This window comes from Cognataquiflexum aquatile, from assembly GCF_003316845.1.
Classification (GTDB): Bacteria; Bacteroidota; Bacteroidia; order Cytophagales; family Cyclobacteriaceae; genus Cognataquiflexum; species Cognataquiflexum aquatile.
On sequence record NZ_QMIK01000001.1, the window covers coordinates 1,530,141 to 1,547,432 of the forward strand.

The 17,292-nt window shown below is 41.6% G+C and carries 17 protein-coding genes; 12 read left to right on the plus strand and 5 right to left on the minus strand.

The annotated features are described in order from the left end of the window. The first annotated feature begins 40 nt into the window (after positions 1–40). From DQW11_RS06175 to DQW11_RS06195, 5 genes are all read left to right on the plus strand, one after another. A complete protein-coding gene (locus DQW11_RS06175; protein ID WP_113923239.1) occupies positions 41–1,087 on the plus strand; it encodes a PorP/SprF family type IX secretion system membrane protein in 1,047 nt (348 codons plus the stop codon). 4 nt (positions 1,088–1,091) lie between these two features. Further along, a complete protein-coding gene (locus tag DQW11_RS06180) occupies positions 1,092–2,324 on the plus strand; it encodes a M48 family metallopeptidase (protein ID WP_113923082.1) in 1,233 nt (410 codons plus the stop codon). Between the two features lie 187 nt (positions 2,325–2,511). Then, positions 2,512–3,375, plus strand: coding sequence for a phytanoyl-CoA dioxygenase family protein (locus DQW11_RS06185; RefSeq protein ID WP_113923240.1), 864 nt, complete (start codon positions 2,512–2,514; stop codon positions 3,373–3,375). 211 nt (positions 3,376–3,586) lie between these two features. Beyond that, positions 3,587–3,928: a hypothetical protein gene (locus DQW11_RS06190; protein ID WP_113923083.1), complete on the plus strand. Its 342-nt coding sequence runs from the start codon at positions 3,587–3,589 to the stop codon at positions 3,926–3,928. 423 nt (positions 3,929–4,351) lie between these two features. Next, positions 4,352–5,464 (plus strand): hypothetical protein, encoded by a 1,113-nt coding sequence (locus DQW11_RS06195; RefSeq protein WP_113923084.1) that lies wholly within the window; start codon positions 4,352–4,354, stop codon positions 5,462–5,464. A gap of 43 nt (positions 5,465–5,507) precedes the next feature. On the opposite strand, the gene DQW11_RS06200 is transcribed toward DQW11_RS06195, so the two are convergent. After that, entirely contained in the window at positions 5,508–7,202 is a 1,695-nt protein-coding gene (locus tag DQW11_RS06200) for a GMC oxidoreductase (protein ID WP_113923085.1), read from the minus strand. 12 nt (positions 7,203–7,214) lie between these two features. After that, entirely contained in the window at positions 7,215–7,814 is a 600-nt protein-coding gene (locus tag DQW11_RS06205; protein ID WP_232826686.1) for a gluconate 2-dehydrogenase subunit 3 family protein, read from the minus strand. A gap of 229 nt (positions 7,815–8,043) precedes the next feature. Between DQW11_RS06205 and DQW11_RS06210 the strand changes: the two genes are divergently transcribed. From DQW11_RS06210 to DQW11_RS06240, 7 genes are all read left to right on the plus strand, one after another. Continuing rightward, complete coding sequence (locus tag DQW11_RS06210) at positions 8,044–8,469, plus strand: SRPBCC domain-containing protein (RefSeq protein ID WP_113923242.1); 426 nt, start codon at positions 8,044–8,046, stop codon at positions 8,467–8,469. A 41-nt stretch (positions 8,470–8,510) separates the two neighbouring features. Then, positions 8,511–9,347, plus strand: a complete 837-nt coding sequence (locus tag DQW11_RS06215; protein ID WP_113923086.1) for a LytR/AlgR family response regulator transcription factor — start codon at positions 8,511–8,513, stop codon at positions 9,345–9,347. Positions 9,348–9,416: 69 nt separating this feature from the next. Further along, positions 9,417–10,628, plus strand: a complete 1,212-nt coding sequence (locus DQW11_RS06220; RefSeq protein ID WP_113923243.1) for a dioxygenase family protein — start codon at positions 9,417–9,419, stop codon at positions 10,626–10,628. 268 nt (positions 10,629–10,896) lie between these two features. Beyond that, positions 10,897–11,967: an acyltransferase gene (locus DQW11_RS06225; RefSeq protein WP_113923087.1), complete on the plus strand. Its 1,071-nt coding sequence runs from the start codon at positions 10,897–10,899 to the stop codon at positions 11,965–11,967. A gap of 131 nt (positions 11,968–12,098) precedes the next feature. Beyond that, positions 12,099–13,424: an MFS transporter gene (locus DQW11_RS06230; RefSeq protein ID WP_113923088.1), complete on the plus strand. Its 1,326-nt coding sequence runs from the start codon at positions 12,099–12,101 to the stop codon at positions 13,422–13,424. A 185-nt stretch (positions 13,425–13,609) separates the two neighbouring features. Further along, a complete protein-coding gene (locus DQW11_RS06235; protein WP_113923089.1) occupies positions 13,610–13,972 on the plus strand; it encodes a hypothetical protein in 363 nt (120 codons plus the stop codon). Between the two features lie 257 nt (positions 13,973–14,229). Beyond that, complete coding sequence (locus DQW11_RS06240; protein ID WP_113923090.1) at positions 14,230–14,886, plus strand: porin family protein; 657 nt, start codon at positions 14,230–14,232, stop codon at positions 14,884–14,886. A 99-nt stretch (positions 14,887–14,985) separates the two neighbouring features. On the opposite strand, the gene DQW11_RS06245 is transcribed toward DQW11_RS06240, so the two are convergent. From DQW11_RS06245 to DQW11_RS06255, 3 genes are read right to left on the minus strand one after another with little or no spacing between them, the layout of a single operon-like run. After that, positions 14,986–15,732 (minus strand): 3-keto-disaccharide hydrolase, encoded by a 747-nt coding sequence (locus DQW11_RS06245; protein WP_113923091.1) that lies wholly within the window; start codon positions 15,730–15,732, stop codon positions 14,986–14,988. Positions 15,733–15,734: 2 nt separating this feature from the next. Then, entirely contained in the window at positions 15,735–16,160 is a 426-nt protein-coding gene (locus DQW11_RS06250) for a c-type cytochrome (RefSeq protein WP_113923092.1), read from the minus strand. Between the two features lie 21 nt (positions 16,161–16,181). Next, on the minus strand, positions 16,182–17,234 hold the full coding sequence (locus DQW11_RS06255; RefSeq protein ID WP_113923093.1) for a sugar phosphate isomerase/epimerase family protein: 1,053 nt from the start codon (positions 17,232–17,234) through the stop codon (positions 16,182–16,184). Positions 17,235–17,292 lie beyond the last annotated feature (58 nt).

The window sequence follows — 17,292 nt, forward strand, 5'->3', positions numbered from 1 at the left end:
TGCAAAGGTGAATCCAATTGCTAACATAACGAATTACAACTTGCAAAGGTCTTTAATCCTCCGTCTTTTTTTTGTTTCCTTTATTTTTATAGGAAATATGACATTGCAGGCCCAAGACCCGCAATTCAGCCAATACTATGCGGCGCCACTTTATTTGAATCCTGCTTTCACCGGTTCAGAAATGCTTCCACGAATCGGTGCCAATTATCGTAACCAATGGCCGGGACTTGATGCGCAGTTTACCACCTTCGCAGCTTACTATGATACCTACCTGGATGATTATAACAGCGGAATCGGTTTTATGGTTATGAATGATGTAGAAGGCGGGGCAAAATTGAGATCTACTACCGTAGCAGGTTTGTATTCTTATGAGTTGAGAGTCGGCGAAAATGCCTATTTCCGTCCCGGTGTTCAGGCAGCCTATATCCGAAGGGATATCGGTTTTTTTGAAAACCTGATTTTCGCCAATGAGATAAATCCCAGTGACCCTTTAGGCCCATTACTTCCAAGCACAAATCTTCCCGGTGCCGGTGAACCTGTAAATTTATTATCCCTTTCGTTTGGAGGGTTGTTTTTTACTGACAAATTCTGGTTTGGTCTTTCTGCACACCATGTCAATGAACCCAACCAATCTTTCTTGGATGGGGTGAGTCCTTTGCCTGCCAAATTTTCCTTCCATACAGGGTATAGGATTTCTCTTGGAACAGGTAGCTATCGCTCAGATTATACCCATCAGAGAAAGCAAAGATATTTGTTACCTACTCTGAATTACAAACGCCAAGGTCCTTTTGAACAATTGGATATCGGCGCTTACCTCCACATGGAACCTTTGAATCTTGGTATCTGGTACAGAGGTCTTCCTTACAAACCTGTTGAAAACCAAAATAACCGTGACGCCATCGTCATGATGATCGGCTTCAATCTTCCGACAGGGATGAGCATGGGATACAGTTTTGACTACACCGTTTCTCAACTTGGTATTCAGTCCGGCGGTGCCCATGAAGTCAGCATTGCTTTCCTTTTGGCAGATAAAAACCAGGCAAGAACTCGTAAAAGAGACACCCTCCTTCCTTGTCCAAAGTTCTGAGCTGATGGAAGCTGAAGAGATCAAGTACCTGATATTGGGTATTCTTGTTTTGGGTTTTGTGGCTGAAAAAACCTTAAGTTATCTCAACATCAAAAGGCCGGTTCCTTCCATTCCGAAAACACTCGATCAATACATCAGCCAGCAAAAACTCCTTGAGTCCAAATCTTATCAGTGGGCTAATTTCCGATTTGGTCTGCTGACTAGTACCACGGTTTTTATTTTGACTATCGCTTTCATCTATTTCGGCGTATTCGGGTGGCTTGATATTTTTTTAAAAGACTACGTCGGAAACCCTATCCTGCTCTCCCTGATCTATTTTGGGGTTGTTTTTATAGGTTCGGATGTCATTTCTATTCCTTTCGATTATTACCAGACATTTGTGATTGAAGAAAAATTTGGATTCAACAAATCCACCAAAAAGACCTATTTCGAAGACAAAATCAAAGGATATCTTATTTCCATTGTCATCGGAGGGCTTTTGCTGGGAACGCTGCTTTGGCTGATCCATCAGATGGGCAAAGACTTTTGGTGGCAGTTTTGGTTGGTTTCAGGTGTTTTCATGGTCGTTGTCAACATGTTCTATACTGCTTGGTTTCTACCGCTTTTCAACAAACTTACGCCACTTGAAGAAGGCGAACTCAAAAACAGTATCGTCCGGTATGCCAAATCTGTTGATTTTCCTTTGGACAATATCCTCGTCATGGATGGCAGCAAACGCTCCGCAAAAGCCAATGCATTCTTTTCGGGTTTTGGCAAAAGGAAAAAAGTAGTCCTTTTTGATACACTTATCGACCAACATACTCCAGACGAATTGGTGGCAGTTCTTGCCCATGAAATCGGACATTACAAGAAAAAGCACATCTTATGGAGCATGGTCACTTCTGTCCTACAGGTTGGAATTCTGCTTTTCATACTTGCTCAGTTTATTCACAGCGAGCAGATGAGTCTTGCTCTTGGAGGCACAGAAATGGCGATCCACCTGAACATCATCGGATTTACGATACTTTTTTCTCCTATTTCCAGCATTCTTGGGATCGGGATGAATCTATTGAGCCGCAAAAATGAATTTGAAGCAGATGCCTTTGCCAAGGAAACTTATGATGGCAAACCTCTAGCTGAAGCACTAAAAACCTTATCGGTCAACAGTCTCAGTAATATCAACCCACACCCTTGGTATGTTTTTGTCAATTACAGTCATCCTCCACTTCTTGAAAGACTTGAAAAGCTGGAGAAGTAGGGATGTAAAGTGTCGGATGACCGATGACCGGTGTTGCTACATTATTAATTTTCTCTCCCCTCTCCCGGGATAGATTTAATTTTTCAATTTTCCCAATTTTGTAATCTTCCAATTTTTCAATTTTGTAATCTTCCAATTCTCCAAGCTTTCTCTTAACTTCATGGCTATTACCCAAAATAACAATCCCATGCAAGACTTATCCCTCATTCACAAACCTATCACCGGACTATTCCCCTATCCAAAAACCCAGGAAGAGTGGGAACCGTACAGGCTCAGCCAAGAACAGGTTGATTTTTTTCATGAGCAAGGATACCTCAGCGGCATCAAGCTCCTTGACGAAAATCAGATAGAAATACTCAAAAAAGAATTGGATGAAGTAGCCGATCCAAAGCATCCTTTCCACCATCTTTTCCATGAGTTTCACAGCAATGAATCGGACGATCCGAATACTGTCTTGTTCCATTCCCTAGGTCATTGGAGGATTTCTAAGGCCTTTCATGATGTGATCTGGAATCCGGCTTTTGTAATGGCAGCAAGTCAGCTTCTTGGAAATCAAAAAGTCCGGTTTTGGCATGACCAATTATTCTGCAAGCCTGCCCACCATGGCGGTGTAGTGGCTTGGCATCAGGATTATTCCTATTGGACACGGACGATCAAGATGCAGCACCTCACCTGTTGGTGTGGACTCGATGATGCAACCACCGAAAACGGCTGCCTTTATTATATCCCCGGCAGCCACAAATGGGGTCTGTTGGAAAAACCGGCTCTTGCAGGCAAAATGGATGGATTGATGGAGTTTATGACTGAAGAACAAAAAGCTGCATTCAAACCCGTAGCAATCGAACTCAAAGCCGGATATGGGACTTTCCACCATCCACTGATGGTGCATGGAAGCTACGAAAACCGCTCCCCAAGAAGCCGAAGGGCTTTTGTCCTAAATGTTTTTGCCGACGGAACCATCTCCAATACCGATGATGAATTGCTCAAAGGTGTGCCGATCATAGAAAAAGGAAACAAAATGGAGGGACAGTTTTTTCCTTTGCTGAATTGAGTTTGTTAAAATAGATATGTAAAAGAAAATTCATGGTCTGGGACAACTTTCCCGGACCATTTGATTTTTCTCCTTTATACTCCTCTGGTTTTCATATTGATTCCCCCTTGCCGTGAATTGTGTATCTATTTTGAAAATTCATGTAATGCTTTGATTTGTTGGGTAATGTAAATTTGATCATCAATTATTTATAACCTAAACCCATGAAATCATGAACCAACAGAAAAATGAAAACCGCAATTCTCATGACGAGAACAAGTCAAATCAGAGAACAAATCAAGGGAAGGGTAGAAATGACCTGAATCCAACAGACCGCGACCAAGGAGATCATGAGAGGGAGTTTGATCTTGATGATGACAAGCAAAGAAACCTTAAAGTGACTTCAAAAGGTGAAGATCCTTCCAAAGACAAGACCTTGGACAAAAAAAACCAAGACAAGTCACTTCCAAGGCACGAGGACCCCAATGTAAATGCCGAAAATGAAAACCGAAAGGAAAAGACCGGAACGATGAGGAATGAACCCCAACCAAACCGGACACTTTCTGAAAAATAGAAATCGAATTCAAAATCAACCTCTTCTGAGTAGTCAGGAGAGGTGTTTTTCCCCAAAACCAAAACAGCATCGAAATTCCCTCCTCAACTGCTCCAATCTGATTGGGAAGGATAGAAACCCAGATTCAAAAACCACTGAAAAAGTATGAACAACCTTTTTAAAACCTTGATTGCGGGCTATGGCGCAAAGAAATTAGGTGGCGGCTGTATCAGCACCATCATTGTATTTGTTATTATTTACTTTTTGTTAGGTCAGTGCAGCTAGCTCAATCAATAGAACGATAAACGAAAAGGACATATACTGATCGTCGATTCTTTCTAGCCCGAAAACCGTCAGCCTCATCACTGACGGTTTTTTTCTTATTTCGTAATTTTTTGATTTTTTTTTAAAAATTAGTTTTATTTTTAAATCAAACTCGCACCCATGAAAAACTTAATCAAATCATTCGCACTAGGTACTTTTTTATTCCTTTTCCTTCAAAATTGTACCCCAAAAGAAGAAATCCCTACTGAGCCCATTGTTTGGGAAAGAGCAGCAGGTTTTGGAACGGCTCCACTTTTGGGTAGCAGCTTGCTTAATCAAGAACTTTTCGTGACTTCCGAAGCAGGAAGGTATCCAAACGCATCACTTGATGGTCCAAATGATTTTCAAGGTTTTGGAATTGAACAAAATAAACCTGGTAGATATAGATTTCCTGTTTCGGATAAAGTTGTTGCGTCAAACAATAACTACCAAATCGTGCTCGAGGCACCCAAAAATGTTGGCTTGTCTGGCAAAGCTATCAAGTTAAATATGAGAGAACTTGATCCGGACTTTCAGTATTTTTTTGATCTCCCTTACTTTGTGGGCGATGCCATCGGAATTGACAAAAATGGAACCGTCCTTGTTCCTTACCACAGCGCAAAAGATGGATTTGCGAAAAGTTCTCCTGACTTTGTCATCATCAAAACAAAACTTGTAGAAGGCGAACTTGAAATCCTAGAATTGAAATTGATAAAAGAAAATTACATTCAAGGAATGAATTCGGTCACAAGGTTGAATTCATTTGAAAACTTTTTCCAAATTAGAATAGGACCCTATACCTATAATTTAGGCGACGATGGAAAACCGAAATTAAAACATGAGCACCTCACAAAATCATTTCAATTCGGGAATGAGATAATATCTTTTGGAGCATTGTTCGGCCAAAGCAGCCCTCTTTTTGCCTATCGTTCAAATCTAAATGGGGAGAATACCCAATTGATAAACACTTTTAATGATCCTTCGATCCTCCAATTAGAATTTACGGCTGTGGACGGAAGGATCATTGGATATGGAAACAGTCAGTTATTTTTAATCGACCTTCAAGAAAGTAACATTAAAATCACAGAACTTGACAATACCGGGCTTGAAGGAAGCTATATCACTTCCGTTACTGTGGCAGATGACAACAGGGTATTTGTGACATCTGCTCCAATCCCTGGCTTTGACCTCGCTGGTGGATTCTATAAACCTATTGAAGAATTGTTCAAACCAAGGCAGGCTTCAACCAAATAAAAAAAATCCGGATTCTCATCCGGATTTTTCAATTTATAACTTTTTACAAGTTCCCCTTGTTCAATTCCTCCACTGCATGGTTGGCTGCACGGGCAGTAAAAGCCATAAACATCAGCGTAGGATTTTGGGTGCTTGTACTCGTGAAGCTCGCTCCGTCTGAGACGAAAACATTTTTGCAGGTATGCAACTGATTCCATTCATTCAGCAGGGAAGTTTTTGGATCTTTTCCCATACGAACTCCTCCCATTTCGTGGATGTCAGATCCAGGAGGTGCTTTGGTATCTTCGACTTTGATATCTGTAAATCCTGATTTTTCGAACATCTCTTGTTGCTGCTGAAGGAAATCTGCCGTCATTTTGTCGTCATTATCCGTCCATTCGACCGAAAGGATGATCTTTGGGATACCATATTTATCCTTCTCATCAGTACTGAGGCGAATATGGTTGGTTTCGATGGGAATGGTTTCTCCCTGCATCCAAGCTGACATACGCCAAGTGCCATATTTTTGGTTGAGTAGGCTGTCACGAAGGTCATGCCCGATGACGCTTGTGTCTGAACCGAGACCTCTTCCACCTGCCATGCCTATCGAATAGCCTCGTAGAAAGTCTGTGTCCTGACGGAATACATTCCTGAATCTCGGCACATAGGCGTGTCCGGCATGCCTTCCCTCGGTGGCTTTGTCAGCAAATCCCTCATAACTCGCACTTCCTTTTCCACGGTAATTATGACAGGCAAGGAACTTGCCCATCAGGCCGTTGTCATTGCCGATACCATTGGGAAATCTTGAAGATTTTGAGTTGAGCAATATCGCATTGGTAGCGATGGTGGATGCATTTACGAAGATGATTTTTGCATAAAACTCCATTGCATCACCTGTTGCCCGGTCACTGATTCTCACGCCCGAGGCTTTACCTTTTGCTTCGTCATAAATGATGGATTCCACTACCGAATCGGGACGAATGGTCAGGTTTCCGGTCTTTTCTGCCCAAGGCAAAGTAGAGGCATTGGCAGAAAAATATCCTCCGTACACACAGCCTCGGTTACACATGCCTTGGTTTTGGCATTTATTCCGCCCTTGTTCTTTATGGATTTGCTGAGGATCTGTAAGGTGTGCACACCTTCCCTGGATGAGGTGTCGGTCGCCATAATTCTGCTTGAGCTGTTCTTTATAATATTGCTCGATGCAACTCAACTCAAATCCCGGCTGCACGATGGAATCCGGCAACTCAGGCAATCCATCCCTTCCTCCGGCGATTCCTGCAAATGTCTCTACATAATCCAGCCAAGGCTCTAGGTCTTTATACCTCACCGGCCAATCCACCGCAAAGCCATCCCGCGCAGGACCTTCAAAATCATAATCCGACCAACGCTGCGTTGCCCTAGCCCAAAGCAATGACTTGCCTCCGACATGGTATCCACGAAACCACCGGAATGGCTTTTCTTCAATGATCGGCTGCTCATCTTCATCCAAAGCCCAATGCATGGTCTCTTCTCTCGCCCACCTGGCCGCACCGATTCCGGATCGCTTATCCACAGGTACGGCACCACGGAACTCAAACTCCCAAGGTGCTTTGGAAGCTGTGGGGTAATCTTCTATGTGCCGGACCATCCTGCCCCTTTCGAGGACTAGGGTCTTCAATCCTTTTTCTGTGAGTTCTTTGGCTGCCCATCCTCCGCTGGCGCCTGAACCAATCACGATCGCATCATAGGTGCGCTTATCTTTTGAATCCTGTAACATGTCGTCTTGGGTTTAAGCTTGGGAAGTTACATCGATGCATCCATGGAAATAGCCCGGAGCCATCTTGTAGCCACGGTAATCTACCATCACCTCCTTGACTGTGGTGAATCCTGTGATGGTCTGTGATTTTATAAGGTCAAAAAACTTCTTCTCTTCCTCATTTTCAGAGGAAGCCAAGGAAAGTAAAAGCCCTTCACGCTCCTCTTGAGTACCTTTTTCAAAAGATTTACCGAGTGTTGTCTTTGACTTTTCTGCAAGTGAGGCCAATTGGGATTTGATCATATCCTGATCTTCCTTTTCGTAGCAATGCTCAAAAAGCCTGATCAGATACTTGTCCGTGCCGGTACTCAGTGCACCGATAGGTTGGGCATCCGGGGTAGGTAATTTGGTTGGCAATCCTGCAGGAATGATCGTGTCCGCGATAGCAGTGATCAGGTGCTCTTCCTTGAAAGAGAAAAAACCTTTGTGTGTCAACTGGTCGACGAGCTGCCATTTCCAGTCCACAAGAACCAACCCTGCGATACCCACTGCAGTACCTCCAAGGATTTTAAGCGATTTTCTTCTGTCCATAAATGTTATTTCGGGATGCAATACTGCTGTAATATAGGGCATTGACTTTTAAAATAACAGCCCCGAAACTCCAAAATCTACCAATGGAAAATGAAAGGGATCGGTGGAGGATGAAGTCTGCTTCGGATCTGTTACAGACAGTCATGAAAACACACAAAGGTTTATTAGTGAATTGGAATAGTGAAATTAATTGAGAAAATTTAGAACAGTAATATCCGAAAAGTAAATCCTCAATTTAATGGATTCACTAAGCCAAAACCTTTATATTAAAATGAAAAAATCCAAAGAATGTTTAAAAGGAGAAGTTTTCATCAATGCCTCCATCGACAAGGTTTGGGGGCTTTGGATCGATCCTGACCACATCAAGAACTGGAACATTATCTCTAATGAATGGCACACCCCGATTGCCCAAAATGACTTTCGGGTTGGCGGGAAATTGTACCTGAAGATGGAAGCCCTTGACAAAAGTGACGGTTTTGATTACGAATGTATTTATGACAACATCATCCCATTCAAAGAAATCAGCCATGTAGGTGCTGATGGCCGCAAAACAAAATTGGACTACGAAGAGACTCCGCAAGGCGTCAAAGTCACAGAGTCATTTGAACCCGAAAACCATACTCCGCTAGATGTTCAAGAGGCTTTTTGTCAGTCTATTCTTGATAATTTCAAAAGGTATGTGGAGGATGCAGAATGAGTATTTGATTGTCATTTTATTCATTAAACTCAAAAAATAAAATGAAACCAACCCTGACACTTTCGCAATTTGGATTTTCCCAAAGGAAAATATTTGTCTTGTTTGGGTTTTTGGTCACCTGTATTTTGCTGACTGTATTGATTGATTTTCTGGAATCCAGATTTCAAAACTACGGCTTTTACCTTTCGGAATCTTTGTTGTTCAGTTCGTATTGGTGGATTTTTTTACCGCTTTGGTATGGACAGCTGAGTCTTCTGGAAACCCACAAAACCAAAGTAAGATTTGCCCTTATTGTTCTCATTCCGATCATCATCCACCTTTTTGCTTTTCCCGGATTGGTATGGCTCATTTCGTCCGTATTTTATACTCATACCTTTGAGTTTGGGCAGACTTTTGAATTTGGCTTGACCCAACATTTCTTTAAAATTTTTCTTTTATACACCATTCCGATCGGTCTGTATGCCTTTTTTAGGGATAGAATCAGGGATTTCCAAAGTCAAAATAACTCAATAAGTAAAGAAGCAAATGATTTTTTGACCAGTCTAAAAGTCAGGGAAGGAAACAAACAACTCCAAATTCCCACTAAAGATGTGTTCTATTTTTCTGCCAACCCCCCCTATGTCAATGTCCATTACAAAGACAAAAAACACCTTTGCAACATCACACTCAAATCCCTTTCTGAAAAACTGGACCTCAGATTTTTTGTCAGGATTCACAAATCTGAAATTGTAAACCTGATTCATGTCCAATCCTATAAATCCCGACAGAACGGGGATTATGATGTGACGATGGATGACGGAACAGAACTCAGACTCAGTAGGAATTTTGCAAAGGATTTCAAAAGCAAACTTGAAATCCTTACTCAGGATAAGCTATAATTCCATCCTGTTGTCGATTTTGATTTGCAATCCAGGTTTTTAATGACTGATTTTTACAGAAAAAATCAAATGAAAAAGGGAACACTAACCTGGTTGTTACTCGTGTTTTTTGCTTTTGGCTGCAAAGGCCAAACAGAAAGTACTGAAAACATTTCCAATCCATCTCAAAGAAAAGGTCCGGTCGGAGGAGGTTGTGACGGCTGCGAATTGATGTATGTCGGCATTCCAAAAGAAATAAACGCAACAGACACCAGTGCCGGTTGGTACGAAGAAAAAGGACAAAAGCTTCTATTGACAGGAACTGTTTTCGAACCTGGTGGAAAGACTCCGGCTCCAAATATCATTATCTATTATTGGCACACCGACACCGGAGGATATTATACTGCGGACACCGAAACTGATCCAAAAGCAAAAAGTCATGGAAGGCTTAGAGGTTGGGTAAAATCCGATGAAAACGGAAAATACAGCATCTACACGATCCGACCTGCCCCTTATCCCAATGAGGATTTGCCTGCACATATTCACCTTTCAATCAAAGAACCTGATATCAAAAATGAGTACTATACCGATGATGTCGTTTTTGATGATGATCCGCTTTTGATTCCCTTTATGAAAAAATATCCACCCGAAAACCGGGCAGGAAGCGGAATCGTAAGGGTGCTTTTGAAAGGCAATTTGCAGATCGCCGAACATGACATCATCCTTGGATTGAATATCCCCAATTATCCCCAAAAAGATGTTTCGAACAAGAAGTCAGGATTAAACATTGGCGAAGACCAACCCTCTTTTATCCCATTCCACGCCTTTGGGCCGGATAAGGGAAGCCAGGCTTGTCCAGTCTGCAAGTATGGAAGGTACCACGGGATCGTTTTTTTCGTGGGAAATAATCCTGATTGGGACGACATCAAAAAATGGCTTGGGTTTTTGGAATTACAGAGCATGTCGAGACAAAAATATCTCAAAGCTTATTTTGTATATGGAAATGAAAACGCATATAGCAAATCAATAAGGGCCAATGAACTTGAAACCATTGGCAGAGAACTGAATCTTCAAAGGACTGCTTTGACTTTCGTTCCCTCCTTCAGTGATTCCAAAACAGAGGCTAACCTAAACAAGATCAATCCTGAAACAGAGAACACATTCATCATTTATAAGAACCGGAGGATTGTCGATAAGTACATTGACCTGAAAGCGAATTCAGAAAATTTTGCTTTGATTTCAAATTCCTTGGATAGAACCCGGGGAGATTTTTTTGATTTGGATGGAATGCCGCATAATTGACCTATCTTCATTTGCCATTGACTCAATACTCCAATAATTAATAATAATCCGGCTTAATGATATATTTTACTTATTTATATCCAAACATTAATCAAAACCCTATTTTGGAAGTTAAGCCAATATGATTTAGTTTTGATTGAAAATTATCCATCGGATAAAAAGCTGACCCAAACCAGTTTTTCAGCTTCCTGCCACGCATAAGTATTATATAATGCAACAGCCTACACCTGCACTGAACAAAAGTGTGAAATAAGATGGTTTGGACTTAATGAAAGCCATGGCCATTTATTTTGTCTTGATTTACCATTTCCCGATTATGGAAGTTGACTTTATTGGGACAGGAAAAACGGGGGCTTATTCCAATTTCTTTATTTTCTCCATTTTCAGCACATGCGTGCCGATTTTCTTTTTTATCAATGGCGCTTTGCTATTCAACAAATCAGGATTAAGTCTTAAAGCCCATGTGTCCAAGATCCTAAAAACAGTCATCTTGGTTATTATTTGGGGATTCATTACTATGATTTCGCTTTCTCTGATATATGGTGAAAGTATTTCTGTATCTGGAATCATAAAGGATATCTATACTTTGAAAACCGGATGGGTAAACCACCTTTGGTTTTTGGAAGCACTTGTGGTGATTTATATCTTTTTCCCTATGCTTTTTTTGGCATTCAAAACCAAAAAGAACTACTTCTATTTCTTTTTTGCCTGTGTGATGATTTTGTCATTTGGCAACACCTTCATCGGGCTTCTGCTGAATGTAGCAAGCACCGTTTCGGGAAAATTTTTGAACACTTATTTTTTCCTCAATTACTTTGGCGGGTTCAATGCTTTCAGCGGAATCTATGGTTTTTCTATCGGCTATTTCATGCTGGGGGGAATTGTATTCTCTATGAAAGATTCCATCCTCACCAACAGAAACCGGATACTGTCCTTGATAGCAATCCCCGTGTCTATGGCTTTGTTGTTTTCCTATGGTGTCCTTATTTCATTCAGACAAGGGGAAACCTGGGACATTGGCTTCGAAGCGTTTGATTCTGTCTTTGCTTTGGTCATGGTCGTATCCATTTTTATCCTTTCCATGCAATACAATAACCGTGGCCTTTCAGGAAAAGTAATCCGACATGTCAGTAAAAATACCTTGGGCATCTATCTTCTACATAGAATTGTCGGCGCTTTGATCAAACCATTTTTCATGGAATTTAGCTTTTTCAGCACGTTTTTCGGGGGAATGGTTTTTGCAGGGGCCATACTGTTTCTAAGTTTGCTTGTCATTTATATCATGAAGAAAATCCCTTATTTCAATTACCTTTTTTCTTTGAAACTGAAGCTTGCCTAAAAATATCTGGTTCCTTTCGTAAAAAAAATCAGGTATTGGGTTTGCGATGATTGTTCTGATTCCTTCTTCTATTTTTTGGACAAAATTCTTTTTATCTTCATTGGGTACCACTAGCCCAATAACCAAATCAGATGAAAGAAGACAGTCAGGTCATCGCAAAGAATGACCGAAAAACGATTCGTGCTTGGGCCATGTATGATTGGTCCAATTCCGCTTATTCTTTGGTGATCGCCTCGGCGATTTTCCCGGCTTATTACAATTCGATTACTACCACCGACGCCGGCAGCAAAATCACGGTTTTCGGATTGGAGATCGAAAATACAGCGGCTTACTCAATCAACCTCGGTATTGCTTTTGGAATCATTGCCCTGGTCTCTCCACTCCTGTCTTCGATATCGGATTATTACAGCAATCAAAAAAGGTTTATGCAGTTCTTTTGCTATGTGGGAGCGATCGGCTGTTCATCTCTTTTCTTTTTTGATGGCCCCGAAATGGTTCACTTCGGATTGGCCTTCATGATGCTGGCGACGATCGGCTATTCGGGTAGCATCGTTTTTTACAATTCTTACCTTCCTGCAATTGCCACCGAAGACCAACAGGATAAAGTCAGTGCGAGAGGCTATGCTTTTGGCTATATCGGTTCTACGACCCTACTACTCCTCAATCTTGCCGCCATCCTCAATCAAGATGCGCTTGGTGTAGAAGATGGTTCCCTACTCCCCAGGGTTTCATTTCTGCTCACAGGCATATGGTGGTTTGGATTTGCGCAGGTAACTTTTCGAAAGCTTCCCAAAGGAATCTATTCCAAAACCACGACAGAGAGAAAGTTTCTCCTCAACGGATACCGGGAATTGGCCAAGATCTGGGGGAGACTTAAGAACGACCCAAAATTAAAGATGTACCTGATGAGTTTTTTCTTCTATATCATGGGGGTACAGACGGTAATGTTCATGGCTGCATCATTTGGGGAAAAGGAAGTCGGCATGGGCATGACACAGTTGATCATTACTATCCTTTTATTGGAATATGTAGGAATTATCGGTGCGTTCTTGTTTGCATGGATTTCCAAAAAGATGGGAAACCTTCAGGCTCTGACTATTGCAGTGACTATTTGGATTTTCGTGTGCATCGGCAGCTATTTTATTCAAACCGCCTTCCACTTTTACATCGCAGGCTTCTTTATTGGGATGGTAATGGGAGGAATACAGTCCTTGTCCCGCTCGACTTATGCGAAGTTTATCCCAAAAACAGAAAACAACGCAGGTTACTTCAGCTTCTTTGATGTCTGCGAAAAGTTGGCCATGATGTGCGGACTCGTCATGTGGGGATTTATGGACAACCTCACCGGCAGCATGCGCAATTCGATCATTGCTTTGGCCATTTGGTTTTCCATCGGGCTGATTCTATTGATGGTAGTCAGAAAATTAGAAAAGCAGGAAAAGGCTGCTATGGCTTAAATCCTTCAATTCGATCTCTTCAGGTAGTTTCTCAAGAAACTACTAATTGGATGTTGCCACCAGGGGAATGTCAAATCTGAAAAAAAATCAAAGGCAGAAATCAGAAACTTACCCAAGGAGCATAAAAGTGAAATAAAATAATATCAGAATTTTCTTAAATTAGACTTTCACTTAAATCAATTGAAATGAAAAAATTAGCCTTTATTCTCATCTTATTATTTGTAGTAAAAACTGATTTTCTATTGGCACAAACCGCCACAAATGTAAAAGGAAAGTGGATTATGAATGTTGAGACAAATATGGGGAGCGGTTCGCCGACATTTGTACTTGACCACGTGGACGCCACCAACCTGAAGGGAACCTATACCGGTCAGTTGGGAGATTCCGAAGTAAAAGGAACACTCAAAGGCAATACCATTCACCTTGAATTCAGCATAAGTGGAGAAATCATCGAATATGACGGTACAGTGACCGGAAATGAAATGAAGGGAAAAGTGAAATTGGGAACGATGGCTGAGGGAACCTTTACCGGAAAAAAGAAAGAGTAAAATGGTTTATTAAACCATCCTCCAATACTATATGATGTTGCCCATTCCTATTTTAAAGAATAAAATATTTCAGAATTATATCCTGATAATGACCATGTTTCCAAGAAATAAACATCATTACCTGTCAATGGTGGAAAACGTTTTTTTATAAATCAGATAATTATTTTAAAAAAATTAATGAAGTTTGATAAAAAATGACGCTTCCATAGTTTTAAATTAAATCAATAAGAGAACAACTTTATAAACCCTATTTAAAAATGAAAAAATCAATTATTCTTATCGTATTTATACTAGTGAGTGGATTTGGATTTGCACAGGGAATTCGTGTCAATACCTATGCGGGTTATGTCTTCCCGGACAGTTTTGACAATTATTATTCTGCAAATTCTTATGTCCAAGGACAAATCCAAGATGGATTCAGATGGGGTGTGGGATTGGAGTATGCTGTCCCCGGCAACCGTGCCATCGAACTCCAGTATAAAAGGCAGGATACCACTGCACCAACAACATACAGGGATCCAAATATTGGCAGTGGGGGACTTAATACTTCAAATTTTGAGGTAGGAATCAACTGGATCATGTTGAATTTCACCAATTATATTCCGGTCAATGAAACAGTCGAACCATTTGTTGGAGGAGGTCTAGGTATGGGGATTTTTGATGTTAGAAATCCGGACACAGGAAATGCCAACAACGGGACAAAATTTGCATGGAATATCAGAGGAGGATCTAACCTCTGGGTATCTGAAAATGTAGCTTTAAGAATTCAGGCATCTTTATTCTCAGCCGTACAATCAGTAGGGGGTGGATTATTTTTTGGTACAGGTGGTGCAAGTGCAGGGGTTGCAACCTATTCTACTATGTTCCAGTTTGGATTTGATGGAGGTTTAGTATTCAGGCTACCAGGGAAATAAAAAACTTCCAAACAATTGTATTCGGAAAAAAGAATTTTCCCCCTAAAACAACAAAACCCGAGCATTTGCCCGGGTTTTTTTTATGATTTTTATAGAAATCTACAGCTTTTTTATTCTGATGTTTTTAAACCAAACTTCATCACCATGGTCTTGAAGTGCGATCTTACCTTTCTTGAATGTACCAAAACCTGGCATGTCTTTGAATTTGCTTTTGGCGATCAATGCTTCCCACTCAGGAGTCCAAAGTGTGGTTGACACGATCATGACACCGTTAAGATAAAGTTCGAGCTTGCCATCCTTGGAAATGATCTCGGCAAGATTCCATTCTCCAACAGGCTTGACAGTCTCTTCACTGCTGACAATCAGGTCGTACAAATCCCCTGCACGGTGGCTGACAATCTTGGCATCAGGATGTCCATTATTGTCCAGAACCTGCATTTCCATGCCGGTATTCCAAGGATAGGTAAATTCCGGCGCTTCATGCACAAAGAATATAATACCGCTGTTACCGTTTGGAGCTATTTTCCATTCTACCTGTAGGTGATAGTTGTCAAACTCCTCATTGGTCACGATGTCACCACCGTCACCTGTTTGCCAGCCGGCTTTGTTGGTGGCATCAAGGTAAATGGCGCCATCCTGAACTTTCCAGGCTTTGCCGACTTCTCCCCCACCATATTTGGACCATCCGTTAAATGAGGTTCCATCAAATAGGCTGATCCATTCAGATTCAGGAGCAACAGTTTCAACTACCTCTGCAACCTCAGTTTCTTCGGTTGCCTCTTGGTTTCCCCCACAGGCAAATGCCAGGGAAGCTGAAATCAGGAATATAAATGCTTGTTTTTTCATTTTTATTTCTTCAAAAGGAGAACATATTTCACCATAACTTCCACATCTGCAGGAGCAAGCTGTGGATGCGGAGTCATTGCGATTTCTCCCCAAGTACCTACATGTCCTTCTATCACGTGCTTGGTCAGCAAAGCGATATTTTCAGGAGTACTTTCATACTTTGCAGCTACATCGGCGTAAGATGGTCCTACAATTTTTCTTTCTACCATGTGACATGCTGTACAGCCTGCCTCTTTGGTTTTTGCTTGACCTGCGATGAAGATCGGGTCGTCTTTGTATTTTTCCTCCAAACTAACGGGAGCAGCAGGCGGAGGAGTGGTGACCGCGGTCTCCGTGGTGGCCGTTTCGGAAGTAGAACCTCCTCCACAGGAGTAAGTCAATGCGGATGCGGCTATCAAGCCAAGTGTCAATGATTTAATCAGTTTCATAAAATATAGGTTAATGGTAATTTAAATTCCTAGGATTTTTTTGTTGAAAGCCTCGTCAGCTCCGGCTGCAGCAAAATCATCAAAAGCTTTTTCTGTGACTCTGATAATATGGTCCGCAATAAATGGAGCTCCTTCAAGTGCTCCCTGCTCGGGATGTTTGATGGCACACTCCCATTCGAGTACCGCCCAACCTGAGTAGTCGTACTGCGAAAGTTTGCTAAAGATACCACTAAAATCTACTTGACCATCTCCCAAGGAACGGAATCTTCCGGCACGCTGCACCCATCCTTGGTATCCGCCATAGACGCCCTGCTTGCCGGTTGGATTGAATTCCGCGTCTTTGACATGGAACATCTTGATTCTTTCGTGATAGAAATCAATGAATTGAAGGTAGTCAAGACACTGCAATACAAAATGACTTGGGTCATACAGGATGTTTGCGCGCTTGTGGTTGTTAACTTTCTCCAAAAACATCTCGAAAGTAATTCCGTCATGCAAATCTTCTCCGGGATGGAGTTCATAGCAGACATCGACGCCATATTCTTCAAAAGTATCCAAGATGGGCATCCATCTTTTTGCCAATTCTGTGAATCCTGTATCGACCAAACCTGCCGGACGCTGTGGCCAAGGATATACTGTCTGCCACATCAATGCGCCTGAGAAAGTAGCATGTGCATTTAGTCCAAGATTGGAGGAGGCTTTTGCAGCAAATTTCAGCTGTTGGGTTGCCCATTCAGATTTTGCTTTGAGATTTCCGGCAAGGTTTGCAGGAGCAAAGCCATCGAAAAGCTCGTTGTAAGCAGGATGGGTTGCCACCAACTGACCCTGAAGGTGGGTTGAAAGTTCAGTGATTTGCATGCCTGTGGCATTGACGATGCCTTTGATTTCATCGGCGTAGGTTTTGCTTTCGGCGGCTTTTTGGAGGTCGATCAATCTTCCATCCCAAGATGGAATCTGTACACCTTTGTATCCGGCTGCTGACATCCACTCACAAATACTTTTCAGGCTGTTGAACGGTGCTTTGTCATCGGCAAACTGTGCCAAAAAAACTGCAGGTCCTTTTATGGTTTTCATAGGTTTATTTATTAAAGATTGGAAAATTAGAAAATTGGAAAATTATAATGTTAGAAGG